35 protein-coding genes and 2 pseudogenes are annotated in these 24711 nt (G+C 68.1%); 6 read left to right on the top strand and 31 right to left on the bottom strand.

Going from position 1 to position 24711, the window contains the following annotated elements:
• Positions 1-137 precede the first annotated feature (137 nt).
• Positions 138-1127, bottom strand: coding sequence for an RluA family pseudouridine synthase (locus AC1DCG_RS14280; RefSeq protein WP_165262890.1), 990 nt, complete (start codon positions 1125-1127; stop codon positions 138-140).
• Positions 1124-1507 carry a fluoride efflux transporter CrcB gene (crcB, locus tag AC1DCG_RS14285; RefSeq protein ID WP_477030621.1) on the bottom strand — a complete coding sequence of 128 codons (384 nt, stop codon included), beginning with the start codon at positions 1505-1507 and terminating at the stop codon, positions 1124-1126. The genes AC1DCG_RS14280 and crcB overlap by 4 nt, the downstream gene beginning before the upstream one ends.
• 256 nt (positions 1508-1763) lie before the next feature.
• Between crcB and AC1DCG_RS14290 the strand changes: the two genes are divergently transcribed.
• On the top strand, positions 1764-2996 hold the full coding sequence (locus AC1DCG_RS14290; RefSeq protein WP_165262886.1) for a hypothetical protein: 1233 nt from the start codon (positions 1764-1766) through the stop codon (positions 2994-2996).
• Between the two features lie 171 nt (positions 2997-3167).
• On the opposite strand, the gene AC1DCG_RS14295 is transcribed toward AC1DCG_RS14290, so the two are convergent.
• The 5 genes from AC1DCG_RS14295 to AC1DCG_RS14315 form a co-directional block, all read right to left on the bottom strand.
• Positions 3168-3665 carry a CC0125/CC1285 family lipoprotein gene (locus AC1DCG_RS14295; protein WP_165262884.1) on the bottom strand — a complete coding sequence of 166 codons (498 nt, stop codon included), beginning with the start codon at positions 3663-3665 and terminating at the stop codon, positions 3168-3170.
• Positions 3666-3703: 38 nt separating this feature from the next.
• Positions 3704-4489: an RluA family pseudouridine synthase gene (locus tag AC1DCG_RS14300; RefSeq protein WP_477036802.1), complete on the bottom strand. Its 786-nt coding sequence runs from the start codon at positions 4487-4489 to the stop codon at positions 3704-3706.
• A 5-nt stretch (positions 4490-4494) separates the two neighbouring features.
• The gene (locus AC1DCG_RS14305; protein ID WP_477030625.1) at positions 4495-5796 is read right to left on the bottom strand and encodes a replication-associated recombination protein A; all 1302 of its coding nucleotides are present in this window, start codon (positions 5794-5796) and stop codon (positions 4495-4497) included.
• Positions 5797-5863: 67 nt separating this feature from the next.
• Positions 5864-7300, bottom strand: coding sequence for a Do family serine endopeptidase (locus AC1DCG_RS14310; RefSeq protein WP_165262878.1), 1437 nt, complete (start codon positions 7298-7300; stop codon positions 5864-5866).
• A 102-nt stretch (positions 7301-7402) separates the two neighbouring features.
• A complete protein-coding gene (locus AC1DCG_RS14315; RefSeq protein ID WP_477030627.1) occupies positions 7403-8668 on the bottom strand; it encodes a TCR/Tet family MFS transporter in 1266 nt (421 codons plus the stop codon).
• Positions 8669-8709: 41 nt separating this feature from the next.
• Here AC1DCG_RS14315 and AC1DCG_RS14320 point away from each other — a divergent pair.
• Positions 8710-8830, top strand: a pseudogene (locus AC1DCG_RS14320) (hypothetical protein); the annotation flags it as partial.
• Between the two features lie 4 nt (positions 8831-8834).
• Here the strand turns inward: AC1DCG_RS14320 and AC1DCG_RS14325 are convergent.
• From AC1DCG_RS14325 to AC1DCG_RS14345, 5 genes are all read right to left on the bottom strand, one after another.
• The gene (locus tag AC1DCG_RS14325) at positions 8835-9305 is read right to left on the bottom strand and encodes an SRPBCC domain-containing protein (RefSeq protein ID WP_477036804.1); all 471 of its coding nucleotides are present in this window, start codon (positions 9303-9305) and stop codon (positions 8835-8837) included.
• Entirely contained in the window at positions 9302-9625 is a 324-nt protein-coding gene (locus AC1DCG_RS14330) for an ArsR/SmtB family transcription factor (RefSeq protein ID WP_477030629.1), read from the bottom strand. The genes AC1DCG_RS14325 and AC1DCG_RS14330 overlap by 4 nt, the downstream gene beginning before the upstream one ends.
• Positions 9622-9963 (bottom strand): MmcQ/YjbR family DNA-binding protein, encoded by a 342-nt coding sequence (locus AC1DCG_RS14335; protein ID WP_165262870.1) that lies wholly within the window; start codon positions 9961-9963, stop codon positions 9622-9624. The genes AC1DCG_RS14330 and AC1DCG_RS14335 overlap by 4 nt, the downstream gene beginning before the upstream one ends.
• Positions 9960-10403: a VOC family protein gene (locus AC1DCG_RS14340; protein WP_477030630.1), complete on the bottom strand. Its 444-nt coding sequence runs from the start codon at positions 10401-10403 to the stop codon at positions 9960-9962. The genes AC1DCG_RS14335 and AC1DCG_RS14340 overlap by 4 nt, the downstream gene beginning before the upstream one ends.
• A 99-nt stretch (positions 10404-10502) precedes the next feature.
• A complete protein-coding gene (locus tag AC1DCG_RS14345) occupies positions 10503-11777 on the bottom strand; it encodes an alkaline phosphatase family protein (RefSeq protein ID WP_477030631.1) in 1275 nt (424 codons plus the stop codon).
• 160 nt (positions 11778-11937) lie between these two features.
• Here AC1DCG_RS14345 and AC1DCG_RS14350 point away from each other — a divergent pair, with 160 nt between their 5' ends.
• The 4 genes and pseudogenes from AC1DCG_RS14350 to AC1DCG_RS14365 all read left to right on the top strand — a co-directional run.
• Entirely contained in the window at positions 11938-12840 is a 903-nt protein-coding gene (locus AC1DCG_RS14350) for an ABC transporter ATP-binding protein (RefSeq protein WP_477030632.1), read from the top strand.
• On the top strand, positions 12830-13639 hold the full coding sequence (locus AC1DCG_RS14355; protein WP_477036805.1) for an ABC-2 transporter permease: 810 nt from the start codon (positions 12830-12832) through the stop codon (positions 13637-13639). Before AC1DCG_RS14350 ends, AC1DCG_RS14355 begins: the two co-directional genes overlap by 11 nt.
• Positions 13636-14304 (top strand): hypothetical protein, encoded by a 669-nt coding sequence (locus AC1DCG_RS14360; RefSeq protein WP_477030634.1) that lies wholly within the window; start codon positions 13636-13638, stop codon positions 14302-14304. Before AC1DCG_RS14355 ends, AC1DCG_RS14360 begins: the two co-directional genes overlap by 4 nt.
• Before the next feature lie 12 nt (positions 14305-14316).
• A pseudogene (locus AC1DCG_RS14365) lies at positions 14317-14454 on the top strand (hypothetical protein); the annotation flags it as partial.
• Positions 14455-14517: 63 nt separating this feature from the next.
• On the opposite strand, the gene rplQ reads toward AC1DCG_RS14365, so the two are convergent.
• The 19 genes from rplQ to rplP form a co-directional block, all read right to left on the bottom strand.
• Entirely contained in the window at positions 14518-14931 is a 414-nt protein-coding gene (gene rplQ, locus AC1DCG_RS14370; RefSeq protein ID WP_101715823.1) for a 50S ribosomal protein L17, read from the bottom strand.
• A 195-nt stretch (positions 14932-15126) separates the two neighbouring features.
• Positions 15127-16143 carry a DNA-directed RNA polymerase subunit alpha gene (locus AC1DCG_RS14375; protein WP_058348454.1) on the bottom strand — a complete coding sequence of 339 codons (1017 nt, stop codon included), beginning with the start codon at positions 16141-16143 and terminating at the stop codon, positions 15127-15129.
• Positions 16144-16216: 73 nt separating this feature from the next.
• The gene (rpsK, locus tag AC1DCG_RS14380; protein WP_058348453.1) at positions 16217-16606 is read right to left on the bottom strand and encodes a 30S ribosomal protein S11; all 390 of its coding nucleotides are present in this window, start codon (positions 16604-16606) and stop codon (positions 16217-16219) included.
• A 13-nt stretch (positions 16607-16619) separates the two neighbouring features.
• Positions 16620-16988 carry a 30S ribosomal protein S13 gene (gene rpsM / locus AC1DCG_RS14385; RefSeq protein WP_165262858.1) on the bottom strand — a complete coding sequence of 123 codons (369 nt, stop codon included), beginning with the start codon at positions 16986-16988 and terminating at the stop codon, positions 16620-16622.
• Positions 16989-17160: 172 nt separating this feature from the next.
• Complete coding sequence (locus AC1DCG_RS14390; RefSeq protein ID WP_058348451.1) at positions 17161-17730, bottom strand: adenylate kinase; 570 nt, start codon at positions 17728-17730, stop codon at positions 17161-17163.
• Between the two features lie 123 nt (positions 17731-17853).
• Positions 17854-19212, bottom strand: a complete 1359-nt coding sequence (secY, locus tag AC1DCG_RS14395) for a preprotein translocase subunit SecY (RefSeq protein WP_165262856.1) — start codon at positions 19210-19212, stop codon at positions 17854-17856.
• 299 nt (positions 19213-19511) lie between these two features.
• Positions 19512-19997, bottom strand: a complete 486-nt coding sequence (gene rplO / locus AC1DCG_RS14400; RefSeq protein ID WP_477030637.1) for a 50S ribosomal protein L15 — start codon at positions 19995-19997, stop codon at positions 19512-19514.
• 129 nt (positions 19998-20126) lie between these two features.
• Entirely contained in the window at positions 20127-20312 is a 186-nt protein-coding gene (gene rpmD / locus AC1DCG_RS14405; RefSeq protein ID WP_441946964.1) for a 50S ribosomal protein L30, read from the bottom strand.
• A gap of 3 nt (positions 20313-20315) precedes the next feature.
• The gene (gene rpsE / locus AC1DCG_RS14410; protein WP_058348447.1) at positions 20316-20921 is read right to left on the bottom strand and encodes a 30S ribosomal protein S5; all 606 of its coding nucleotides are present in this window, start codon (positions 20919-20921) and stop codon (positions 20316-20318) included.
• A 10-nt stretch (positions 20922-20931) separates the two neighbouring features.
• On the bottom strand, positions 20932-21282 hold the full coding sequence (gene rplR, locus AC1DCG_RS14415) for a 50S ribosomal protein L18 (RefSeq protein WP_477030638.1): 351 nt from the start codon (positions 21280-21282) through the stop codon (positions 20932-20934).
• Positions 21283-21285: 3 nt separating this feature from the next.
• A complete protein-coding gene (gene rplF / locus AC1DCG_RS14420; RefSeq protein ID WP_165262850.1) occupies positions 21286-21819 on the bottom strand; it encodes a 50S ribosomal protein L6 in 534 nt (177 codons plus the stop codon).
• Between the two features lie 18 nt (positions 21820-21837).
• Positions 21838-22236, bottom strand: coding sequence for a 30S ribosomal protein S8 (gene rpsH / locus AC1DCG_RS14425; RefSeq protein WP_058348444.1), 399 nt, complete (start codon positions 22234-22236; stop codon positions 21838-21840).
• A gap of 10 nt (positions 22237-22246) precedes the next feature.
• Positions 22247-22552: a 30S ribosomal protein S14 gene (rpsN, locus tag AC1DCG_RS14430; protein ID WP_058348443.1), complete on the bottom strand. Its 306-nt coding sequence runs from the start codon at positions 22550-22552 to the stop codon at positions 22247-22249.
• Between the two features lie 23 nt (positions 22553-22575).
• Positions 22576-23133: a 50S ribosomal protein L5 gene (gene rplE / locus AC1DCG_RS14435; protein ID WP_109455089.1), complete on the bottom strand. Its 558-nt coding sequence runs from the start codon at positions 23131-23133 to the stop codon at positions 22576-22578.
• Entirely contained in the window at positions 23126-23440 is a 315-nt protein-coding gene (gene rplX, locus AC1DCG_RS14440) for a 50S ribosomal protein L24 (RefSeq protein WP_101719241.1), read from the bottom strand. The genes rplE and rplX overlap by 8 nt, the downstream gene beginning before the upstream one ends.
• A complete protein-coding gene (rplN, locus tag AC1DCG_RS14445) occupies positions 23440-23808 on the bottom strand; it encodes a 50S ribosomal protein L14 (RefSeq protein ID WP_058348440.1) in 369 nt (122 codons plus the stop codon). The genes rplX and rplN overlap by 1 nt, the downstream gene beginning before the upstream one ends.
• Positions 23809-23826: 18 nt before the next feature.
• Positions 23827-24066 carry a 30S ribosomal protein S17 gene (gene rpsQ, locus AC1DCG_RS14450; RefSeq protein ID WP_101715813.1) on the bottom strand — a complete coding sequence of 80 codons (240 nt, stop codon included), beginning with the start codon at positions 24064-24066 and terminating at the stop codon, positions 23827-23829.
• Between the two features lie 10 nt (positions 24067-24076).
• The gene (gene rpmC, locus AC1DCG_RS14455; RefSeq protein WP_101715812.1) at positions 24077-24268 is read right to left on the bottom strand and encodes a 50S ribosomal protein L29; all 192 of its coding nucleotides are present in this window, start codon (positions 24266-24268) and stop codon (positions 24077-24079) included.
• Between the two features lie 5 nt (positions 24269-24273).
• Entirely contained in the window at positions 24274-24705 is a 432-nt protein-coding gene (gene rplP, locus AC1DCG_RS14460) for a 50S ribosomal protein L16 (RefSeq protein WP_058348437.1), read from the bottom strand.
• Positions 24706-24711: the final 6 nt, after the last annotated feature.

Raw genomic sequence — 24711 nt, forward strand, 5'->3', positions numbered from 1 at the left:
CGTCAGCGCGGCGGCGTGCGCCACCAGCAGGCCGGGCATGGCGGTCGGCCGCGCCGCGGCGGCGGCCGTCAGGGCGATCGCCTGCTCGGCCTGGCCCTTGCCGACCAGATCCCAGGCCTGCTGGACGAGGCCTTGGTTCATCGCCGCTTGGTCTGGCGGCGGGCGAACGGGTTCTGTTCGGCCTCGTCCTCGGAGAAGCCGAACTTGGCGAAACCGGCCTGCATCTCGGGGCTGAGCGGCGCTTCGATGTGCAGCATGCCGGCGCTGGGGTGCGGCAACAGGATCGAACGGGCGTGCAGCTGCAGCTTCAGCCCCTCGGACAGCGGCGCGGACTTGTCGTCGCCGTACTTGGGATCGCCCAGGATCGGGTGGCCGATGGCCTTCATGTGGGCGCGCAGCTGGTGGGTGCGGCCGGTGTGCGGACGCAGCGCCATCCACGAGGCGCGCGGGCCCGCGCGGCTGATGGTGACGAACTCGGTCTCGGCCGGCGAGGCGTCCTTGTCCTTGGGATCGGCGGGCACGACGATCTCGCGATCGTTGACGCCGCGCTTGGCCAGGTGCAGCTCGATCACGCCTTCGGTCGGGTGCGGGTTGCCCACGACGATGGCCCAATAGGTCTTCTGCGCCTTGCGCTTGGCGAAGGCGCCCGACAGCTTGGCCGCCGCGCTGGGGCTCTTGCCCAGCAGCAGCACGCCGGAGGTGTCGCGGTCGAGGCGGTGCACCAGGCGCGGGCGATCGACGCCCTCGCCCCAGGCGCTGAGCAGCTTGTCGATGTGCTTGGTGGTCTTGGTGCCGCCCTGCACGGCCAGGCCCGCCGGCTTGTTCAGCGCCAGGACGTCCTCGTCTTCATAGAGCACCAGCGAGCGGGCGTAGGCGATGTCGCGCGGCGACAGCTTGCCCTTGTCGGCCGGATCGGGCGCGTCGGGCAGCGGCGGCACGCGGATCTGGCTGCCGGCGGCCAGCTTGGTGTCGGCCTTGGCGCGCGAGCCGTCGACCCGGACCTGGCCCGAGCGGAACAGCTTGTTGAGCTGGACGTGGTTCAGGTGCGGCCAGCGGCGCTTGAACCAGCGGTCGAGGCGGACCCCGTCCTCGCCCCCGTCGACGTACAGGGTGCGAACTTCCTTCATGCGAACATCCTGCGGGCAAGCATGAGGCCCGCGAAAAGGGCCGACAGCGCGAGGATCACGCTGAGGGCGGTGTAGGTCAGGGCCGAGCCGTAGGCGCGCTTCTCGATCATCAGCGCGGTCTCCAGCGCAAAGGCCGAAAAGGTGGTGAAGCCCCCGAGCACGCCGGTGGCCAGCAGCACGCGGAAGGTCTCCTGCTGGCCGGCCGAACGGAACGCCAGCCAGCCGGTGACGGCTCCCATCAGGAAACCGCCGACGATGTTGACGGTCAGCGTGCCCCAGGGCCAGCCCGGACCGATCCAGCGCAGCGCGGCCATGCCCACCAGATAGCGGGCGACGGAGCCGGCGGCGCCGCCCACGGCGACGAGAAGCACCTTGTTCATGGGCCCCTTATGCGCCGAGCGGCGCCGAACGCCAAGGCCGGGGCGAGCCGGGCGGTCGATGCGTCGCAAGGGCGATGCGCCCGCGCCCGCTCCTCACGATGCCGCAACGCAAAAAATTAACGCCCCGAAACCAGAAAGAGTCTTGCCCGACAAGGTTTTGCCGAAAGGGTAAAGGTCACCTCAACCCTGTTCCTGCACGGCGGGTTAACGGCGGCGGGCGCAACCTATGGGCTCCACTCGCGAATCCCACGGTCAGATGCCCGCCTCCCTGCCCCCCAAGGACGACACGACCGAACGCCTGGCCCTGCCGCCGGCGATGCTGAACCGCCTGGCCGGATCCGATCTGGTCGGCCGCGGCGCGGTCAACGTCATCAGCATCAAGGCCATCCGCCGCTGGGCCGGCGACTGGTGGGACCAGAAGCGCACCGACGTGTGGACCTATGTCGAGCGCAAGCTGAACGAACATCTGGATCGCGCCGACCTGCGCGGCCGGGTCAGCGAGGACGACTTCCTGATCGCCACGCACAACGACCAGGGCCTGTCGGCCCAGGCCGCCAGCATCCGCATCCTCGAGGACGTGCTGACCCACCTGCTGGGCGCGGCCGAACTGAAGGACATCGGCGTGCGCTCGGTGATCGGCATCGAGCCCGGCGGCGTCGTCTGCCGTCCGATCGATCCGTCCGTGGTGCTGGCCGCCCGCGCCCGCCGCGACTCCGAACGCTCGCCCTTCCGCGCCGACATCGACGTCAGCGACGAGATGCGCCGCACCCCGGTGGCCTTCACCACCAGCGGCGGCGCGGCCCTGCGCGTCGACTTCGCGCTGGAGCACGTCATCGGCCTGCGCCGCAATGTCACCACGGCCATCCGCGTCGAGCCGATCGTCACCCACCTGGGCACCGGCCGCTCGATCAGCGGCCGCGCGATCACCAAGCTGGCCGACAAGGACATCGCCTTCATCGACGAGGCGACGCTGCGCTACGGCGCGGCCTTCGCCAAGGCCGCCCAGGGCAACGAGCGCCCCGACCTGGTGCTGCCGGCCTCGTTCCGCACGCTGGGCACCCAGCGCGGCCGCGACCTGCTCACCGGCACCTCGGGCCTGTCGCTGGCCCTGCTGCGCGGCGGCGTGATGATCGAACTGGTGGACGTCACCCGCGGCACGCCCGCCGGCCGCCTGCTGGAAGTGGTGGGCCTGCTGAAGGCCCTGACCCGCGGCGTCATCGCCCGCGTGCCGCCCGACAAGGAAGCCTTCAAGCACCTGCGCGACGCCCGCCTGGCCGGCCTGACGCTGGACGCCTGCGACCTTGGCGGCCCGGCCGAGAAGATCGCCATGGACATCATGGCCTTCGGCCGCGAGGCCCGCGGCCTGGCGCCGATGGTCAGCCTGCAGGGCCTGCCGGCCGAGGGCTATTTCGCCGCCGCCGAGACCGCCGGCCTCAGCCACGCCTCGCTGCGGGCGGCCCACCCCTACGCGGCGCGCAACGCGGCTTAGGGCGTCGCTCGACAAGCAAGAAACTTGTCATCCCGGCCGCAGGAGCGCGTCAGCGATCCGTAGAGCCGGGATCTCGCACGTCAGCAGGTTCGGCCCCCGTGGGAGATCCCGGCGCTCCGCTTCGCTGCGGCCGGGATGACAATCCTAGAATGGCTGGATGACGGCGCCGCCCTAAACGCGGCCCATGCCCTTGCCGATGGTGTTGACGACGCTCTGGGCGTCGTAGGCCTCGCCCGGCGGGCGGGGACCCTTGCCGAACACGACCTCCAGCGTGGTGCTGAGCGCCGGCCCCGGGCCAAGGTTGAAGCTCGTGCCCACGCCCAGGCCCACCGACGAGCGGCGGCCATAGCTGCCCGAACCGCCGCCGACCGAGAAGGTGGGGCCGCCCCCTCCCCCGGTCGACTGGGTGACGCGGTCGGCGACGCGGAACCAGGGATAGCCGTCGGCCAGGGCCAGTTCGGCCGCGCGCAGCAGCGCGTAGTCGGTCACCTGGCCCACCGGCGCGCCGGGGCCGCCGCGGAAGGTCACGCGATAGCGGCCGTCTTCCATCTTGTACTGGGCGAAGCCGACGTCGGTGGCGCTGGCCTGCGGCCGATAGACGGTGGGCTGGGCGGTGGCGCAGGCGCCGAGGATGAGGGCGCTGGCGACGAGAGCGAGCGGGGTCTTCATGGCGTTTCTCCCTTGCCTCTCAAACGGCTCGGCCAAGTTCAGCGTTCCGGCAGCGCCAAGTCCAGTCTTTCCAGCACGGCCTTGAAGTCGTCCGGCAGCGGGGCCTCGATGCGTCGCTCGCCGCCCTCGGGATGGGGGAACACCAGCCGAGCGGCGTGCAGCATCAGCCGCGGCACGGGCGCGCCGGCCAGCGTCAGCGTTCCGCCATAGCGGCTGTCGCCGGCGATCGGCCGGCCGATCGAGGCCATGTGGACGCGCAACTGGTGCATGCGGCCGGTGTCAGGCGACAGCTCGACCAGCGCCGCCTGGGCGTTGGCGGCCAGGGTGCGATAGCGGCTGCGGGCGGTCTCGGCGTCGGGGTGATCGGGCTCGCAGACCCGCATGTAGGCCTCGCGGCCGATCGATTCTCGACGAAGGGGGCTGTCGATCTGGCCGCCGCGCGGCTCGGGCGCGCCGGGCGCGACGATGGCCAGGTAGGTCTTGCGGAAGCGCTTGCCCATCAGGGCCTTGCCCAGGAAAGTCGCCGCCGGCTTGGTGCGCGCGGTGAGGATCACGCCCGAGGTGTCGCGATCCAGGCGATGGATCAGGCGCGGACGCGGCCGGTCGCGCCGGGCCAGGGCCCAGAGCAGGTCGTCCAGCGTGTGAGCCTTGATCCGGCCGCCCTGGCTGGACAGGCCCGCGGGCTTGTTCAGCACGAAGACGCTGTCGTCCTCGTGGATCACCAGCGAGCGCGTGAAGGCCACCTCGTCGGGCGTCAGCTCGATCGGGGTGTCGGAGGCTTTGGGCTTGGGCTGGGCGGGGGGGCGGCGAGGCGGCTTGGACATCGCCGTCACTTACCGCCCCGGCGCAGCTGGCTCCAGTGGTCCAGGCGTTCCTTGACCTTGGCTTCGGCGCCGATGTGCTTGGGCTCGTAGAACTTCGGGCGGGCCATGCCGTCGGGGAAGTAGTTCTGGCCCGACACGCCGCCCTCGACATCGTGGTCGTAGGCGTAGCCGTCGCCATAGCCGAGGGTCTTCATCAGCTTGCTCGGCGCGTTGAGGATATGGGCCGGCGGGGTGAGGCTGCCGGTCTCCTTGGCGGCGCGGCGGGCGGCCTTGTAGGCGGTGTAGACGGCGTTGGACTTGGGCGCGCTGGCCATGTGCACGACGGCCTGGGCCAGGGCCAGCTCGCCTTCCGGGCTGCCCAGGAAGTCGTAGGCGTCCTTGGCCGCCGTGGTCAGCAGCAGGCTCAGCGGATCGGCCGCGCCGATGTCCTCGCTGGCCATGCGCACCAGGCGGCGGGCGATGAACAGCGGGTCCTCGCCGCCCTCCAGCATCCGCGCCAGCCAATAGAGGGCCGCGTCGGGATCGGAGCCCCGCACCGACTTATGCAGGGCCGAGATGAGGTTGTAGTGCTCCTCGCGATCCTTGTCGTAGGCGGGGCGGCGCTTCTGCAGCAGCTGGCCCAGCTGGGTCGGGTTGAGCGGCGTGTCCGTGCCGATCGACAGCAGGGTCTCGGTCAGGGTCAGCAGGTAGCGGCCGTCGCCGTCGGCCATGGCGACCAGGACCTGGCGAGCCTCGGCGTCGACGGGGAGCTTGCGGTTCTCGGCCGCCTCGGCCTTGGCCAGCAGCGCCTCCAGCGACGCCTCGTCCAGGCGCTTGAGCACGAACACCTGACAGCGCGACAGCAAGGCGCCGTTGAGCTCGAACGAGGGGTTCTCGGTGGTGGCGCCGACGAGGGTGACGATCCCCTCCTCCACGAACGGCAGGAAGCCGTCCTGCTGGGCGCGGTTGAAGCGATGGATCTCGTCGACGAACAGCAGCGTCGACTGCCCCGACTGGCGACGCATGCGGGCCTGCTCGAAGGCCTTCTTCAGATCGGCGACGCCCGAGAACACCGCCGAGATCTGCATGAACTCGTAGCCGCCGGCCTTGGCCAGCAGGCGGGCGATGGTGGTCTTGCCGGTGCCGGGCGGCCCCCAGAGGATCATCGAGGCCAGGCGATGGGCGGCCGCCATCCGGCCGATGGGACCGTCGGGGCCGAGCAGGTGCTCCTGGCCCACGACCTCGTCGAGGCTTTGCGGACGCAGGCGGTCGGCCAGCGGCGCGGGCGCATGGGGCGCGATGCCGGCGGCTTGGAAGAGATCGGACATGCCGACACGTTTAGGAGGTTAGCGCTTGCGCGGAAACCCTCTCCCGGAGGGGAGAGGGTTCAAGGCCTCAGGTGCGGAAGCGGGCCGCGATGCGCTGGCCGTTGCGCTCGATGACGATGTTCCAGGTCGCCGCGTCGCCGCGGGTGGCGGCGGCCAGATCGGCCGTGGTGTTGATCGCCCGGCCGTTGACCTCGCGCACGAAGTCGCCCGGGCGCAGGCCGGCGTTCAAGGCGAAGCCCTGGCCGACCTTGGTGACCAGCACGCCCTTGCCGGCGAAGGCGTCGGCGCCGATGTCCTGGGCGGCGGCGGGCGACAGGTTCATCACCGTCGCGCCGTCGAAGGGATTGCGGCCGCTGATCGTGCGTTCGTCCTTAGCCGGAACTTCCGGCGCGGCCTCGGCGCGGATGGTCAGGGTCTGCTCGCGGTCGCCGCGACGGATCAGCACCGGTACGCGGTCGCCGACCTTGTGGGTGCCGATGGCGAAGGCGCCGCCGCCCTCGTCGTTCACCGCCTGGCCGTCGATCGACAGGATGACGTCGCCTTCCTTGATGCCGCCCTTGTCGGCCGAGGCGCCGGCATAGACGTCGGAGACCAGCACGCCGCGCGGGGTGGTCATGCCCAGGCTCTTGGCCAGGTCGCCGGTCACCGGCTGGCCGCGCACGCCCAGCCACGGCCGCACGACGCTGTGGGCGCCGCCCAGGGCCGTCTGCACCACCTGGCGCACCACGGCCGCCGGAATGGCGAAGCCGACGCCGCTGGACGAGCCCGAGCGCGAGATGATGAAGGTGTTCACCCCGATCAGATCACCGTCCATGTCGACCAGCGGGCCGCCGGAATTGCCCGGATTGATGGCCGCGTCGGTCTGGATGTAGCTGCCGAACTCGGCCGCGCCGACGTCGGTGCGGGCCAGGGCCGAGACGATGCCGTTGGTGACGGTCTGGCCGACGCCGAACGGGTTGCCCATGGCCAGCACCAGGTCGCCGACCTCGAGCTGCTCCTGGTCGTCGATGGCGATGGTGGGCAGGCGCTCGCCCTTGGTGTCGATCTTCAGCACCGCCAGGTCCGAGCGCGGGTCGTCGAGCAGCACCGTGGCCGGGAACTCGCGGCGGTCGGCGAGCTGCACGGTGATGTCGCTCATGTTCTCGATGTTGTGGTGATTGGTGATGATCACACCGTCGGCGCGGACGATGGCGCCCGAACCGAGCGAGCCCTGCACCTGGGCGCGCGGCGTGCCGCCCGCCCCGCCCATGAAGAAATCCCAGAACGGGTCGCGCGACTGCTGGCGCTGCACGACGCGACGGCTGGCGACGTTGACGATGGCGGGGGCCGTCTTCTTCACCACCGGGGCGAAGGACGCCTTCATCGAGCCCGGATCGGTGGGCGCCTTGCGGGTGGGCTGGGCGAGTTCCGGGATGGACTGGGCCTGGCTGCGCGAGGCCGGATCCGAGCAGGCGGCCAGGAGGGCCAGGGTCGGAAGCAGGACGCGAAGGGCGGGCTTGGACAAGTCGATGGCTCCGTCAAATCTTGCGGCGCGCCCGGTCTCCGAGAGCCCAGACGCGCGCTCTCGCCCCTTAAACAGCGAAGTTTTCAGGCGCAATCAAGGCGTTCAGCGCGCGGGATCAAGGCCCGGTTCCGCGACCGCCAGCGGACGGGCCCTGCGGGTGCCCAGGATGACCAGCAGGCCGCCCAGGGCCAGGAGGCCGGCGATGACCAGCGGCAGGCCCGGCAGGTGCAGGGTCTGCTCGTGGCGCACGGCGAAGGCCAGCGACAGGCCGTAGAGCGCCGGGCCGATGATCGCCGTCAGCCCCATGATCGCCGAGTTGGCGCCCTGCAGCTGGCCCTGCTCGCTGGGGCCGACGCGCTTGGTCATCATGCCCATCAGGCCGGGCTGGATCAGGGCGGCGAAGGCGCTGACGGCGAGGCCCGAGGCGAAGATCCAGCCGTTGGGCGCGAAGGCGAACACCGCGAACGACACGAAGAAGCAGACAAGACCCAAGATCACCGCGCCGCGCTCCTTCAGGCGGTCGACGATCGGCCCGATCAGCAGGGCCTGGACGATCACCCCCAGCACGCCCGACAGCATCATCAGAAGGCCGATCTGGGCGGTGTCCCAGCCGTAGCGATAGCCGGTGTAGAGCACGAAGACGCTGGGATAGGCGTTGTGGGCCAGCTGCATCAGGAAGCTGACGACGCCCAGGCGCGGCAGGTCGGGGTGCGAGCCCAGGAGCTTCAGCGAACCGACGGGATTGGCCTTGGTCCAGTCGAAGCGCCTGATGCGCTTTTCCGGCGGCAGGGATTCAGGCAGCACCAGCAGGCCGTAGAGCCAGTTCAGCAGGGCCATGGCCGCAGCCACCCAGAACGGCAGGTGCAGGTCGATCTTGCCGAGCAGGCCGCCCAGGGCGGGACCGGCGATGAAGCCTACGCTCCAGGCCGCGCCGATCAGGCCGAAGGCCTTGGCCCGGCCCTTCTCGGGCGTGACGTCGGCGATGTAGGCGCCCGCCGCCGAGAAGCTGGCCGCCGTGGCCCCGTGGATGATCCGCCCGACGAACAGCCACCACAGGGTCGGGGCCAGGGCCATGAAGATGTAGTCGACGCCCAGGCCGAAGATCGAGATCAGGATCACCGGCCGCCGCCCGAAGCGGTCGGACATCATGCCCAGGATCGGCGAGCAGAAGAACTGCATCGCGCCCCACACCATGCCGAAGGCGGCCGTCCACTGGGCGGCGGCGTCGGTGTGGCCGCCGGCCATCTCCTTCACCAGGCTGGGCAGCACGGGGATCATCAGGCCGAGCGACAGCACGTCCATCAGGGCGGTGACGAAGATGAAGCCCAGCGCCGCCTTGCGGGCCGGATGGACGATGGGTTCGGACATGCAACCTCCCGGGGGCGGGATGTTTGACCGCCTGCCGGATAATCGGCAAGGGCGTTGCGTCCTTCGAGGCTCGCCTTCGGCTCGCACCTCAGGATGAGGAGTTCAGTGTAAGCACGACCTCATCCTGAGGCGCCCGCGCAGCGGGCCTCGAAGGGCGCAGGATCCGTCAGCGGACATGCGCGGCCAGCCCCTCCAGCAGTCCGGTCCACCACTGGCCGTGGCGCAGGAGGAACAGCTGGTCGGGAAAGCCGTGGCGGGCCACGTGGTCGGCCGGCACGGTCTCCCAGCCGCGATGCTGCACGGTCACGCGCGTCTCCTCGCCGACGGCCTCGAAGGTCACCTCGACCTCGGTGTCCATGCCGGGCGCGAACGCCGCCTGCCGCCAGCCGAACACCAGCCGCTCGCCGCGCGCCCAGGTCCGCACGTGACCGATCTCGAACACCTTGCCCGAGGCCAGGCGCTCGACGAGGCGCGCGCCCTCCCCCTCGCCTTCGAAGGCCAGCACGCCCGGCGAGCGCGGGGTGAACGAGAACAGCGGATTGGGCCGCCACCAGGCGCCGATCTCGCCGACGAAGGCGTCGAACACCCGCGCCAGCGACGCCTTGATCCGCAGGGCCGCCAGGATGCGGGCGCTCATGCCTCCTCGGCCTCGATGTGGGCCTTCAGCGCCAGAAGTTGGTCGCTCCACAACGCTTCGGCCGCGGCCGCCCAGGCCTTCAGCTCGGTCATCGGCTCGGGTCGCAGCGCGTAGACCCGCACCCGGGCGTCGAACGGCGGATGGCTTTCCTCGACCAGCCGCGCCTCGCGCAGCGCCCGCAGGTGGCGGCTCATGGCCGGCGCCGAAAGGCCCAGCGCCTGCGCCAGCTCGCCCGCGCGGCGCGGACCATCGGCCAGCAGCTCGACCGTGCGCCGGCGATGCGGCTCGGCCAGGGCCGCCAGGGTGCGGTCGACGCTCACGCCCGGGCGTCCAGTTCGGCGAGCAGCCGCTTGCCGGCTTTCAGCCGCCAGGCCTGTTCCAGGGCGCTTTTCAGGGTCGGCTCGTCGACGGCGTCGAGGACGACGTTGGTCGCCCCCTTCAGGCCCCAGCCGCCCTTGACCGGAACGAAGGCGGCCGGCTCAGCGGCGACCAGCATCTCCTGCAGGTCGCGGGTCAGCTGCACCATGCCGAAGCGGGCGTCGGGATAGCCCAGGGTGGCGAAGATCCGCCCGACGCGGAAGTCGGCCGTGCCCATGTGCGCGCCCTCGACGACGCCCGGCAGGGCCAGCGCCAGCCGGCGGAAGTCGTCCGGGCTCACGCCCAGCCCTGGATCTTCAGGCCGGTGGCGGCCTCGGCCTCCTCGCGGGTGACGGCCTTGACCGTCTGGCCGACCGTCCAGATGTGGCCCTCCAGGTCGCGGCAACGATAGCTGCGGTCGCCGTAGAACTGGGTGGCCGGCTCCTGCAGGATCTCGGCCCCGGCCGCGCGGGCGCGCTGGCAATGGGCGTCGACGTCGTCCTCGATGTGGATGTGCACGGTCTGGGTGTTCTTGCCGCCCAGCGAGGCGGGACTGGCGTGATCGGCGCTCCATTCGTTGCCGACCATCACGTGGGCCTCGCCCAGCGCCATCTGCGAGTGGGCCAGATTGCCCTCGCCGTCCTCGATCAGCAGCACCAGTTCGAAGCCGAAAGCCGCCTCCAGCCACTTCAGGGCGGCCTTGGGGTCCTTGTAGCAAAGCGCGGAAGTCAGGCGAGCCATGCGCCTCTCTCCTATTGCGTTGGAACGCAATATTTAACGCATAACGCATTTATCTGAGCAAGCAAAAAGGGCGAGCCTTGCGACCCGCCCTTTCCTGGTTCAGCGCAGAGCGGCCTTCACCGGCGCCAGTTCGCCGTCGACCTTTTCCGGCTTCACGCCGATCACCTTGGCCAGCAGCGGGTAGACGTCGACATTGTCGAACACCGGCAGGGTCTTGCCCGACTTGAAGGCCGGACCGTGGGCCACGAACACCGCCTGCATCAGCGGATCGGCGTTGTCGAAGCCATGGGCGCCGCCGTCGCGCATCTCCCCGCCCTCGCCTTCGCGCTTCTTCTGCGAGGCGGCGGTGGTGATGTACCAGCCGGTCTGCGCCGAACAGACGATCGGGCCGATGCGGCGGTTCGTGCCGTAGTGCAGGCGGGCCGGAATCTTGCCCTTCTCCCAGCAGCTCATGTGCGGATGCGGCTTGACCAGAGCGGCCGTGACCGCCTTCTCCTCGCCGGCCTTGGGATAGATGCTGGCGATGGCCCCGAGACCCACATAGCGCAGCTTGGAAAGGTCGACGCTGTCGTCGAGCACCACGCGCTGGCTGGCCGGCAGCGGAGCCATGCCGTGGTCGGCGACGATGATCAGGTTGGTGCGGTCATAGAGGCCGCGGGCCTTCAGCCCCTCGACCAGACGGGCGATCGCCACGTCGACCTCGGCCGAGGCCTTGCGCACCTCGGGCGAGTCCGGCCCGTACTTGTGGCCGGCGCTGTCGACGATGTCGAAATAGAGCGTGGCCAGGCCAAGTGGCGCGTCCCTGGTCTCGTCCAGCCACGACAGCAGGGTGTCGACGCGGTCGTTGGACGGCTTCTTCTGGTCGAACACCGCCCATTTGGTGGGCCGCACGCCGGCGATCTCGGCTTCCGAGCCCGGCCAGAACATGGTGCCGGCGCGCACGCCCTGCTTCTCGGCCGTGGACCAGATCGGCGTGGCCATGCTCCACCAGCGGGTGTCGGTGACGGCGTCGCGGTTGGAGAGCGTGAAGGTCACGCCCGGGATCTGCGGGTCCTCCATCGTGTTGCTGACGATGCCGTTGTGGTCAGGGCGCATGCCGGTGACCAGGGCGTAGTGATTGGGGAAGGTCAGCGACGGGAACGACGGGCGCATGGCCGCGCGCACGCCGTCATCGGCCAGGGCCTTCATGGCCGGGGTGTCGCCGCGGTCGAGGTAGTCGGCGCGGAAACCGTCGATCGAGATCAGGATGGTCAGCGGCGCCTTGCCCTGGGCGGCTTGTGCGGGCGGTCCCTCGGCGACGGGACGCGGCGCCGTGGCGCAGCCGGAAAGGACGGCGATCGCCAGGAATGCGGCGAAGCGGGAAAGAACGGTCATGGCCGGGCCCTGAAGCAAAGAGTTCCGCCCCTATAGGACAGCTCGGCGACAATTCGTATTGCAGCCGCCAAACAACTTGGCCGACCTGCGTTCCATCGCCCATAGTCGCGACAAGTTCATAAGGGAGTCGTCCGATGTCGCCGAGCCGGGCCTGCGCCGCATGAGTTTCGCGCTCGAGGCCGAAGGGCTGACCAAGACCTATGGCGCCGTGCGGGCGCTGGACAACCTGACCCTGAGGATCCCCGCCGGCGGGGTGTTCGGCGTGCTGGGCCCCAACGGCGCGGGCAAGAGCACCCTGTTCCGCATCGCCATGGGCCTGGTGCGGCCGTCGTCCGGCGTCGCGCGCCTGTCGGGATCGCCCGCCGGCCACGCCTCGTCGCTGCGCCGGGTGGGCGCGATGATCGAGACGCCGCGCTACCCGCCCTACCTGACTGCCCGCGACGCGCTGAAGATGCTGGCCCTGCAGAGCGGCGCCCGCGACGTCGACATCGACGGCTGGCTGGACCGGGTGGGCCTGACGGCCGCGGCCGACCGCAAGACCTCGACCTATTCGGTGGGCATGAAGCAGCGGCTGGGACTGGCGGCGGTGTTCTTCACCCGCCCGACCCTGGCCATCCTGGACGAGCCGACCAGCGGCATGGACCCGGCCGGCATCCAGGAGATCCGCGAACTGATCCGCCGCCTGGCCGCCGAGGAAGGCGCGACCATCATCCTGGCCAGCCATCAGCTGGACGAAGTGCGGCGCGTCTGCGACCGGGTGGCGATCCTGGCCAAGGGCAAGCTGGTGGCCGAAGGGCCGGTCGAGACCCTGGCCGGTCGCAAGCCCGCCCTGCGCATCGTCGCCAGCCCCCTCCCCCAGGTCCTGCAGATCCTCGGCGAGCAGGGCTGCGCTGACGGCCCCGACGCCGCGCTGGCCCAGATCGAGCGCCACGAGGCCCCCGCCCTGATCCGCGCCCTGGTGGGCGCCGGCGTCGACATCCACGAGGCCCGCTGGCGCGAGGCCGACCTGGAGAGCGCCTATCTCGACATCCTGCAAGCCAAGGAGCCGGCCGATGCTCGCTGACGCCATCTCCGCCGAACGCTTCCGCCTGCTCAAGGATCGCGGGACGCTGTTCTGGGGCGTGCTCTTCGCCCCGATCGCGGGCCTCGTCCTCAACATCGGCGGCGAGCTTTTCGCGCGCAGCCTGATGAAAGGCGCCCCGCCGATCCCCGTCGACATCGTCGGGCGCATGGTCAAGGCCCTGGCCGGCGGCGCCTCGCCGGTCGTGGGGCTGTTCGTGCTGATCCTGTCGACCGCGGTGCTGGCCGGCGACTATCGCTGGGAGACCTGGCGGCTGCTGACCCCGCGCAACGGCCGCGTGAACCTGCTGCTGGCCAAGCTGGCGACGGTGGCGGGCGCGGTGGCGATCAGCCTCGTGCTCTACACCCTGGCCGCGGCCGTGGGCGGCCTGTTCAGCGCCGCCACCAGCGGCGGACCGTTCGTCGGCTACCCGGGCGGCTCGCCCCTCGTCGACCTGGCCGGGACCTTCGCGATCAGCTGGCTGCAGCTGATGGTGCTGGTCGCCCTGTCGGCCGTGGTGGGCGTCGTCACGCGCTCGACCATGGGCGCGCTGATCGTCGGGCTGGTGTTCGCCGCCGCCCAGTCGATCGTCGCCAGCCAGATGCACGAGCCCAGCCTCAAGGCCCTGGCCATACCGGCCTTCTCCGGCGACCTGCTGAAGACCGTCCTGCTCATGCCGCGCAGCGTCACCGACGAGCCCGCCCCCTGGGCCCTGGCGCTCGGCTTCCTGCTGGCCTGGCTGGTCGGCCTGTCGGCCGCGGCCCTGGCGCTCTTCCAGCGGCAGGACCTGACCCGCGAATGATGAGGTTGTCTCCGCTGCGCGCCGCCTGCTTTTCCGGGGCGGCCGCCTTGCTGGCCGTCGCCGGCGGCGCCTGCGCCGCCCAGCCCGACTTCACGCTGTCGCCGGAGCTGCAGGCCAGCATCGAGAAGGCGGCCATCGCCCGCGAGGCGGCCCTGGCCGAGGCGCGCAGGCTGCCCGCCCCGACGCCGCCGCCCTCGCCCACCCAGCGCAAGCCCGCGGCCTGCCGCATGACCTCGATCCCCGATGTCGCGCTGTGTCACGAGACGGTGCGCCTGCAGGGCAAGTGGACCGAGCGCGACGTCCGCTACGTGCGCGGCGCCGGCGGGGTGGGCTGGCTCGACTTCCAGGGGACCTACGAGGTCGTCGCCGGCCGCTACCGCCTGGCCTCCGACGCCCAGGGCGAGGCCCTGCGCCTGTGCTGGGAACGCGACGCCCTGACCTGCGAGACGGTGCTGGGCCCACGCATCGACCAGTACGGCGGCGACGAGCGCCATGTCGTCATCGCCCGCCGCGACGCGCCCGACGACGCCGTCGGCTACTACTACGTCCAGGCGGCCAAGGACGGCCCCGGAACGGTGCATGGCCCCCTGACGGCCGGCGCCTTCGCGCGCGAAAAGCTGAAACTGGCCCTGCCCGAGTTCGACGGCATCATCGTCAGCCGCTGACGGACCTTCCCCCTGTCCCAGAGGGAGAGGGTCGGGGTGAGGGGTTACGGCGTCAGACGGAGCGCCGGCACATCGTCCAGCCTCGTAACCTCTCACCCTCCCACCGCTTCGCGGCGGGCCCCTCCCTCTCTCAAAGAGAGAGGGGTCGTGCTCCAGACAGCAAAAAGGCCCCGGATCGCTCCGGGGCCTTCTCGTTTCAGCCTGGGCTGAAGATTAGTCTTCGGCTTCGTTGGCGTAGACCGGACCCGAGTCCTTGCCCTTTTCCGAGACGTCGCGGTCGACGAACTCGATGACGGCCATCGGGGCGTTGTCGCCGTAGCGGAAGCCGGCCTTCAGGACGCGGATGTAGCCGCCCTGACGGTCCTTGTAGCGCGGGCCGAGCACGGCGAAGAGCTTGCCGACTTGCTCGACGTCGCGGACCGAGCTGATGGCCTGACGACGAGCGTGCAGGTCGCCGCGCTTGGCCAGGGTGACCAGCTTTTCGACGATCGGGCGCAGTTCCTTGGCCTTCGGCAGGGTGGTGACGATCTGCTCGTGCTTGATCAGCGAAGCCGACATGTTGGCGAACATGGCGGTGCGGTGAGCCGAGGTGCGGCCGAGTTTGCGGTGGGCGTAGCCGTGACGCATTTCTTTATCTCCTGGGCTCTAAGCCCGAGCGGCGCGAATGAGGCGCCTGTTGGTCACCAATCCCAGCCTCGTCCCGGCCGAGTTCAGAGCGATGCGCCGGGGCCCTCCACCGCATGGCGGCTTCAAAAGGCCCAGGCCGCCTTCCGGTCCCGAGGGATCGAAAGGCGGCCCGGATTCAGCGCGAAAGTCTCGATCTTAGATCTGGTCGTCGAACTTCTTGGCCAGGTCTTCGATGTTTTCCGGCGGCCAGTTCGGCACGTCCATGCCGAGGTGCAGACCCATGCCGGCGAGCACTTCCTTGATTTCGTTCAGCGACTTGCGACCGAAGTTCGGGGTGCGGAGCATCTCGGCTTCGGTCTTCTGGATCAGGTCGCCGATGTAGACGATGTTGTCGTTCTTCAGGCAGTTGGCCGAACGGACCGACAGTTCCAGCTCGTCGACCTTCTTGAGCAGAGCCGGGTTGAACGGCAGCTCGGGCTTCGTTTCGTCCGCGGCCTTGGCCTTGGGCTCTTCGAAGGTGATGAAGATCTGCAGCTGGTCTTGCAGGATGCGAGCGGCGTAGGCCACGGCGTCCACCGGGGTGACGGCGCCGTTGGTCTCGACTTCCAGGGTCAGCTTGTCACGGTCCAGACGCTGGCCTTCGCGGGTCGGCTCGACCTTGTAGGCCACGCGCTTCACCGGCGAGTACAGGGCGTCGACGGCGATCAGGCCGATCGGCGCGTCTTCCGGACGGTTCTGGTCGGCCGGGACGTAGCCCTTGCCGGTGTTGACCGTGAATTCCATGCGCACCGAACCGCCCTCGTCCAGCGTGCAGAGCACGTGGTCGGGGTTGAGGATCTCGATGTCGGCCGGGGTTTCGATCTGGCCAGCGGTGACCGGACCGGCGCCCGAGGCGCGCAGGGTCATGCGCTTGGGGCCCTCGGCGTGCATGCGCACGGCGAGTTGCTTGATATTCAGAACGATGTCGACGACGTCTTCACGAACGCCCTCGAGCGAGGAGAACTCGTGCACCACGCCATCGATCTGGATGGCGGTGACGGCGGCGCCTTGCAGCGACGAGAGGAGAACGCGACGCAGGGCGTTGCCGAGCGTCACACCGAAACCACGCTCGAGCGGCTCAGCAACGATGCGAGCCTTGCGGCTGGCGTCGGCGCCGGTTTCGATCTGCGGCTTCTCAGGACGGATCAGCTCGTTCCAGTTTCTTTCGATCACGTGGTGTCCCTTGAACGCGACTCGCCGGCCGCGTTTGACGCAGCCGGCGAAGGAGAATTGGATCTAAAAAATACTAGACGCGACGGCGCTTGGGCGGACGGCAGCCGTTGTGCGGGATCGGCGTGACGTCGCGGATCGTCGTGATGGTCATGCCGACGGCCTGCAGAGCGCGCAGAGCCGATTCACGACCCGAGCCCGGACCCGAAACGTTGACTTCCAGGGTCTTCACGCCGTGTTCCGCAGCCTTCTTGCCCGCGTCTTCGGCGGCCATCTGAGCGGCGTACGGGGTCGACTTGCGCGAGCCCTTGAAGCCCATCATGCCGGCGCTCGACCAGGAGATGGTGTTCCCCTGAGCGTCCGTGATGGTGATCATGGTGTTGTTGAACGAGGCGTTCACATGCGCCACGCCCGAGGTGATGTTCTTGCGTTCGCGCTTTTTAACGCGACCCGGTTCCTTGGCCATCGGTCAGGCTACCTTACTTCTTCTTGCCGGCGATCGGCTTGGCCGGACCCTTGCGGGTACGAGCGTTCGTGTGGGTGCGCTGGCCGCGGACCGGCAGGCCCTTGCGGTGACGCAGGCCGCGGTAGCAGGCCAGGTCCATCAGACGCTTGATGTTCATCGAGTTTTCGCGACGCAGGTCGCCTTCCACGGTGAAATCACGGTCGATCGTTTCACGGATCTGAAGGACTTCCGCGTCGGTCAGTTGATTGACGCGACGGGCGTCCTCGATGCCCACCTTCGTGACGATGTCACGAGCGGACTTCGGGCCGATGCCGTGAATGTACTGAAGCGCGATGACAACGCGCTTGTTCGTCGGGATGTTGACGCCTGCGATACGGGCCACGTCTAATGTTCTCCTAGTCACGCACCAAAGACGCGAACGGCGCGCTCGGCCCGATCCGAAGACCCAGACCGACGCGCACAGATCGCGCCCTTTCGCGGAAGCGCCCCGTTATAGGGATCGTTGCGCATCCGTCAATGGCGGAATCAGTTCTGGGAACGGATTCCATTAAAACTTACGCCACGACCGTGAGGGTCGCGTCGATCGAAGCGGCGACGGCTTCCACCGCCCCCATGCCATCCACTTCCACCAGCTTGCCCTGCTCGCGGTAGTACGGGAGCAGCGGCGCGGTGTCGGCGTTGTAGCGGGCCAGACGGTTCACGAAGGTCTCGGGGTTGTCGTCCGACCGCCCCTGCTCCGCGTATCGCTTGGTGATCCGCTCGATCAAGGCGGGCTCGTCTACTTCGAGTCGCACGACGGAGTCGATCTTCTGGCCGCGCTTGGCCAGCATGACGTCCAGCGCCTGCGCCTGCGCCACGGTGCGCGGGAAGCCGTCGAAGATCGCGCCGCCGGCCGCTTCGGCCTCGGGCAGGCGTTCCTCGATGAGAGCGATGACGATTTCGTCGGTGACCAGGTCGCCGCGATCCAGCACGCCCTTGACCTTCTGCCCGAGCTCCGAGCCCGAGGCGATCGCGGCGCGCAGCATGTCGCCGGTCGACAGCTGGACCATGCCGCGCTGCTCGACCAGTCGCTTGGCCTGGGTGCCCTTGCCCGCCCCGGGAGGGCCAAACAGGATCAAGTTCATAAAAGCCCCTTCACGCGTTTCCCAGGGTCTGACGCCCCTCACCGAGGGCAGACCTAGAATGCGTTCAAAGAAAACGGAAGCCGGATTGTGACAATCCGGCTTCCGGGTGGTTTCACGCTTGCGTCAGCGACCGCCGCGGCCGCCGCGCAACTTCGACTTCTTGATCAGGCCCTCGTACTGGTGCGCCAGCAGATGGGACTGGATCTGCGCCACGGTGTCCATGGTCACCGTCACCACGATCAGGATCGAGGTGCCGCCCAGGGCGAAGTTCTTGTTGCCAAGAGCGCCCATCAGCAGTTCGGGGAACAGACAGACGGCGGTGATGTAGGCCGCGCCGATCACGGTCAGGCGGGTCAGCACGTAGTCGAGGTACTCGGCGGTGCGCTTGCCCGGACGGATGCCCGGCAGGAAGCCGCCGTACTTGCGCAGGTTCTCGGCCGTCTCGTCCGGATTGAACACCACCGAGGTGTAGAAGAACGAGAAGAAGATGATCAGGCCCGCGTAGCTGAGCATGAACAGCGGCTGACCATGCTGCATGGCGCCGACCACGGTCGGCAGCCACTGGCCCCAGCTCGGCAGGTTGGCCGGGTTGAGGAACTGCATGGCGGTCGTCGGCAGAAGCAGCAGCGACGAGGCGAAGATCGGCGGGATGACGCCCGCGGTGTTGATCTTCAGCGGCAGGAACGAGCTGTCGCCGCCGACCATGCGGTTGCCTTGCTGGCGCTTGGGATAGTGCACCAGCAGGCGACGCTGCGAGCGCTCCATGAACACGATGGCGAAGATCACCGCCACGGCGAGCACGAAGATCACCATCAGCGGGAAGTAGTTGCCGGTGTTCTGGGCCGTGACGAACAGCTGGCCAAGACCGCGCGGCAGGGCCGCGACGATGCCGGCGAAGATGATCAGGGACACGCCGTTACCCACGCCGCGGCTGGTGATCTGCTCGCCCAGCCACATCAGGAACAGGGTGCCGCCGGTCAGCGAGACCACGGTCGACAGGACGAAGAACCAGCCCGGCAGTTCCGAATAGACCAGGTTCGGCTGGCTCTGCAGGCCGACGGCGATCGAGAACGACTGCACCAGGGCCAGGATGACGGCCAGGTAGCGGGTGTACTGGTTGAGGGTCTTGCGGCCGGCTTCGCCGCCTTCCTTCTTCAGCTTTTCCCACGGCGGATACACCGAGCCCATCAGCTGCACGATGATCGAGGCGCTGATGTAGGGCATCACGTTCAGCGAGAAGATCGCCATGCGCTCGACGGCGCCGCCCGAGAACATGTTGAACATGCCCAGGATGCCCTTCGACTGGCCGGCGAAGGCGCTGGCGAAGGCTTCCGGGTTGATGCCCGGGATCGGCACGTAGGTGCCCAGGCGGAACACCACCAGGGCGATGAGCGTAAACCAGATGCGCTTGTGAAGTTCGGTGGCCTTCTGGAAGGACCCGAAGTTCATGTTGGCTGCGAGCTGTTCGGCGGCCGAGGCCATTCAATTCCCCACGACGAGAGCGCGGCCGGATCGTCGAAGGCGACGACGCGGAGCGCGCTCCAAGTATTGTACGGGGCCTGGCCGGAGATCGGCGGAATCGCCGACGCTCTTGGCTTAGGCCCCAGTGCGGAGCCACACATAGGTGAGGCTCGCCGTGATGTCACGGCGAGCCTCGTAAGATCGTCATCCCGATGGGGCTTTATGGCGGGGATTGGCGCCCAAAGGCCCCTGCCCCGCCCGGCTCCCGCGCCGCCCGGATCCCCTAGGAACGCTGGGCGGCTCGGGATGACACTGTGGTCTTAGGCTTCGGCTTGCGCCTTGGCCTTCTTGGTCACGGTGACCGAACCACCAGCGGCCTCGACGGCCTTGATGGCGGCTTCGGTGGCCGAGTAGACGGTCAGCTTCAGGGCCGACTTGATTTCGCCCTTGCCCAGCAGCTTCACGCCGTCGAGTTCACGACGGATGACGCCGGCGGCGACCAGGTCGGCGACGCTGACGTCAGCGCCGGCCTTCAGCTTGCCGGCTTCGACGGCTTGCTCCAGGCGCCACAGGTTCACTTCAGCGAACTCCAGGCGGAAGGGGTTGTTGAAGCCGCGCTTCGGCATGCGCATGTGCAGCGGCATTTGACCGCCTTCGAAGCCGTTGATGGCGACGCCCGAGCGCGCCTTCTGGCCCTTCACACCGCGACCGCCGGTCTTGCCCTTGCCCGAACCCGGGCCGCGGCCGACGCGCATGCGGCCCTTGGTGGAGCCGGGAGCCGGAGCCAGTTCGTTCAGCTTGGTCATATGTGCCTCTCCTTGGAGATCTGCGCCCGGCCGCATGGCCGGACTCGGCTGCCCTTTCGGGCGGTTGTTCAAACGAAAACCACCCCGGCTTTCACCGGGGTGGCGATTTCGGTTCGTCCAGTAACAGACTTACTCGACGATTTCCAGCAGGTGCTGGACCTTGCGGATCATGCCGCGGACCGACGGGGTGTCTTCCAGCGTGGACATGCGGCCCAGCTTGTTGAGACCCAGACCGGCGAGCGTGGCGCGCTGGTCCTTTTCACGACGGATCGGCGAACCGGTCTGGCGCAGGGTGACGGTTTTAGCTTCAGCCATGACTTAGCCCTCGATGGCTTCCGGCGACGAAGCGCCGTCGGCGCGACGGCCGAGGATGTCGCCAACCTTCTTGCCGCGCTTGGCGGCGATCTGGCGGGGCGACGACTGCACCTTGAGGGCTTCGAACGTGGCGCGCACCATGTTGTACGGGTTCGAGGAACCCGTCGACTTGGCCACGACGTCCTGGACGCCCAGGGTTTCGAGAACCGCGCGCATCGGACCACCGGCGATGACGCCCGTGCCCGGAGGGGCAGCGCGCATCATGACCTTACCAGCGCCCCAACGGCCAGCGCCGTCGTGGTGCAGGGTGCGCGACTCGCGGAGCGGGACGCGGATCATGGTCTTCTTGGCTTCTTCGGTCGCCTTGCGGATGGCTTCCGGCACTTCACGCGCCTTGCCATGACCGAAGCCGACGCGGCCCTTTTGGTCGCCAACGACCATCAGAGCGGCGAAGCTGAAGCGACGGCCGCCCTTCACGGTGGCGGCGACGCGGTTGATGTGGACGAGCTTTTCGACGATGTCGCTGTCGACCCGCTCTTCGGGGGCGTTGCGGTCGCGACGGTCACGGCGTTGACCGCCTTCACCGCGCTGTTGGTCACCACGAGCCATTGTGTTTCCCTTAGAAGTTCAGGCCGGCTTCGCGCGCGGCGTCGGCCAGGGCTTTCACCCGTCCGTGGAAGATGTAGCCGCCACGATCGAAGACGACGTCCTTGACGCCCTTTTCGATCGCGCGCTCGGCGACGAGCTTGCCGACGGCGGCCGCAGCGTCCTTATCCGCGCCCTTGCCTTCGGCTTCCAGGGTGGAAGCCGACGCCAGGGTCACGCCGCGTTCATCGTCGATGATCTGGGCGTAGATGTTCTTGGACGAGCGGAAGACCGACAGACGCGGACGGCCGTTGGCCAGCAACTTGAGGCGGGTCCGGTTGCGCTGAGCGCGCTTGGCCGCCGATTCACGAGGAGAGAGCGCCATGGCTTACTTCTTCTTGCCTTCCTTGCGGCGAACCTTCTCGCCAGCATAGCGCACGCCCTTGCCCTTGTACGGCTCAGGCGGACGAATGCGGCGGATCTTCGCGGCAATCTCGCCGACCGCCTGCTTGTCGATGCCGGCGATCTTGATTTCGGTTTGCTTCGGCACAGCGAAGGTGACGCCGGCCGGAGCCTCAACGTCCACGTCGTGGCTGAAACCGAGTTGGAGGCTCAGGGCGGTGCCCTTCATGGCGGCGCGGTAACCGACGCCGACCAGCTCGAGGTTTTCCTCGAAGCCGGCGGTGACGCCGTGCACCATGTTGGCCACCAGAGTGCGGGACAGACCCCACATGCCCTTGGCGCGCTTGGTGTCGACGCGCGGAGCCAGCAGGAGCTCGGAGCCCTCTTGCTTGACTTCGACTTCGTCGGCGATCGTCCACGACAGCTGACCCTTCGGGCCCTTCACCGTGACCGTCTGACCCGCGAGCGTGACTTGCACGCCCGAGGGGATTGCGACGGCTTTCTTACCGATACGTGACATGCTCTTTCCCTCCCGCGCCTAGTAGACGCGGCAGAGGACTTCGCCGCCGACGTTAGCGTCGCGCGCGGCGGTGTCCGACATGACGCCCTTCGGCGTCGACAGGATCGAGATGCCCAGGCCGTTCTTGATCGGCTTGAGGTCCTTGATCGACGAATAGACGCGACGGCCAGGCTTGGACACGCGGCTGATCTCGGCGATCACGGGCTCACCGTCGAAGTACTTGAGCTCGATCTCGAATTCGGGGAACGCGCCGGGCTTCTCGACGAGCGAGTAGCCGCGGATGTAGCCCTCGTCGGCCAGCACGTCGAGGACGCGGGCGCGCAGCTTGGAAGCCGGCGTCGAGACCTTGTTGCGCTTGCGCAGGGCGGCGTTCTTGATGCGAGCGATCATGTCGCTCAGGGGGTCGTTCATCGACATCTGATCGTCCTCACCAGCTCGACTTGACGAGGCCGGGGATCAGGCCTTGCGAACCGAGTTCGCGAAGGGCCACACGGCTCATCTTAAGCTTGCGGTAGTAGGCGCGCGGACGGCCCGTGACTTCGCAGCGGTTGCGAATGCGGATCGGCGAGCTGCTGCGGGGCAGCTTCGCCAGCTTGAGGCGAGCCTCGAAGCGTTCCTCGAGCGGCAGGGTCTCGTCGTTGGCGATCGCCTTAAGCGCGGCGCGCTTTTCGGCGTACTGCTTCACGAGAGCCTTGACGGCTTCGTTGCGGTTGACGGCGCTTTTCTTGGCCATGGTTTCTTTCCCTTCCCGCTCTCTTAGTTGACGAACGGGAACTGGAATTCCTTCAGGAGAGCCTTGGCTTCCTGGTCGGACTTCGCAGTGGTGCAGACGATGATGTCCATGCCCCAGATCTGCTCGATCTGGTCATAGTTGATTTCCGGGAACACCAGGTGCTCCTTCAGGCCCATGGCGTAGTTGCCACGGCCGTCGAAGCTCTTGCCGTTCAGACCACGGAAGTCCTTCACGCGCGGCAGCGCGATCGTGACCAGGCGGTCGAGGAATTCAAACATCCGGTCCTTGCGCAGGGTGACCTTGGCGCCGACCACCATGCCTTCACGCAGCTTGAAGCCGGCGATCGACTTGCGGGCGCGGGTCGCGACGGGCTTTTGGCCGGCGATCGCTTCCAGTTCCTTCAGAGCCAGCTGGGCCTTCTTGGAGTCGGCCACGGCTTCGCCGATACCCATGTTCAGGACGATCTTGTCCAGCTTGGGGATCTGCATCTCGTTGGTGTAGCCGAACTGCTCCTTCATCGCGGCGCGGATGCGCTCGCGATAGACGGTCTTCAGCCGGGGCTCGTAAGCTTGATCAGCCATTGATCACCTCGCCGGTCGTCTTGGCGACGCGCACCTTCTTGTCGCCTTCGATCTTGAAGCCGACGCGGGTGGGCTTGCCGTTGGAGTCCACGACGGCGACGTTCGAGACGTGCAGCGCGGCTTCCTTGTGCTTGATGCCGCCCTGGGGGTCGGCTTGGGTCGGCTTGGTGTGGCGGGCGACCATGTTCACGCCCTCCACGACAACCCGGTTTTCCTTCGGCAGGACTTGGGTCACAGCGCCTTGCTTGCCCTTGTCCTTGCCGGCGAGAACGACGACGCGGTCGCCCTTCTTGATCTTAGCAGCCATTACAGCACCTCCGGCGCGAGGGAGATGATCTTCATGTGGTTCTTGGCGCGCAGTTCGCGGGGAACCGGGCCGAAGATCCGCGTGCCGACCGGCTCGCTCTGCTTGTTGACGATGACGGCCGCGTTCTTGTCGAAGCGGATCATCGAACCGTCTTTGCGCTTCAGGCCTTGGTTCACGCGAACCACGACGGCGCGCAGAACGTCACCCTTCTTCACGCGACCGCGCGGGATGGCTTCCTTCACGGAGACGACGATGACGTCGCCCACGCTGGCGTAGCGACGGCCAGCGCCGCCCAACACCTTGATGCACATGACCCGGCGAGCGCCAGAGTTGTCGGCGACGTCCAGGTTAGTTTGCATCTGGATCATGGTTTAGACCTTCCAGACTTAGGCCGAAGCCTTGGGAAGCACTTCCCAGGTCTTCAGCTTGGACTTCGGAGCGCACTCAACGATGCGAATGGTTTCGCCCGTCTTGTACACATTGGCTTCGTCGTGCGCGTGGTACTTCTTAGAGCGGCGCACGATCTTCTTCAGAAGGGGGTGAACGATGGTGCGTTCCACCTTCACCACAACGGTCTTGTCACCCTTATCGGAGACGACGACCCCTTCGAGGATACGCTTGGGCATATCGTTCTCCTTACGCCGCGGCCTTGGCGCGCAGCACGGTCTTGATCCGCGCGATATCCTTGCGGATTTCGTTGACGCGGTGGGTCTTCTCGACCTGACCCGTGGCGGCCTGGAAGCGCAGGTTGAACTGCTCTTTCTTCAGGTTGATCAGGGTTTCGGCGAGTTGATCGGGGGTCAGGCCCCGGATGTCGGCGATCTTCATGAGCCTCAAGCCTCCACGGCCACGCCCGCGTCGAGGCGGGTGACCACACGGGTGCGGATCGGCAGCTTCGCCGCGCCGAGGCGCAGCGCTTCACGCGCGATATCGTCCGGCACGCCGTCGATTTCGAACATGATGCGGCCGGGGGCCACGCGAGCGGCCCAGTAATCGACGGCGCCCTTGCCCTTACCCATCCGGACTTCGGCCGGCTTGCCGGTGACCGGCACGTCCGGGAAGATACGGATCCAGACGCGGCCTTGACGCTTCATCTGGCGGGTGATGGCGCGACGAGCAGCTTCGATCTGGCGAGCCGTGATGCGCTCCGGCTCAACGGCCTTGAGGCCGTAGGAGCCGAAGTTCAGCAGGGTGCCGCCCTTCGAGGCGCCGTGGATACGGCCCTTGAACTGCTTGCGGAACTTGGTTTTCTTCGGTGACAGCATAGCGCT

It is taken from the genome of Caulobacter sp. 10L414 (assembly GCF_056395525.1).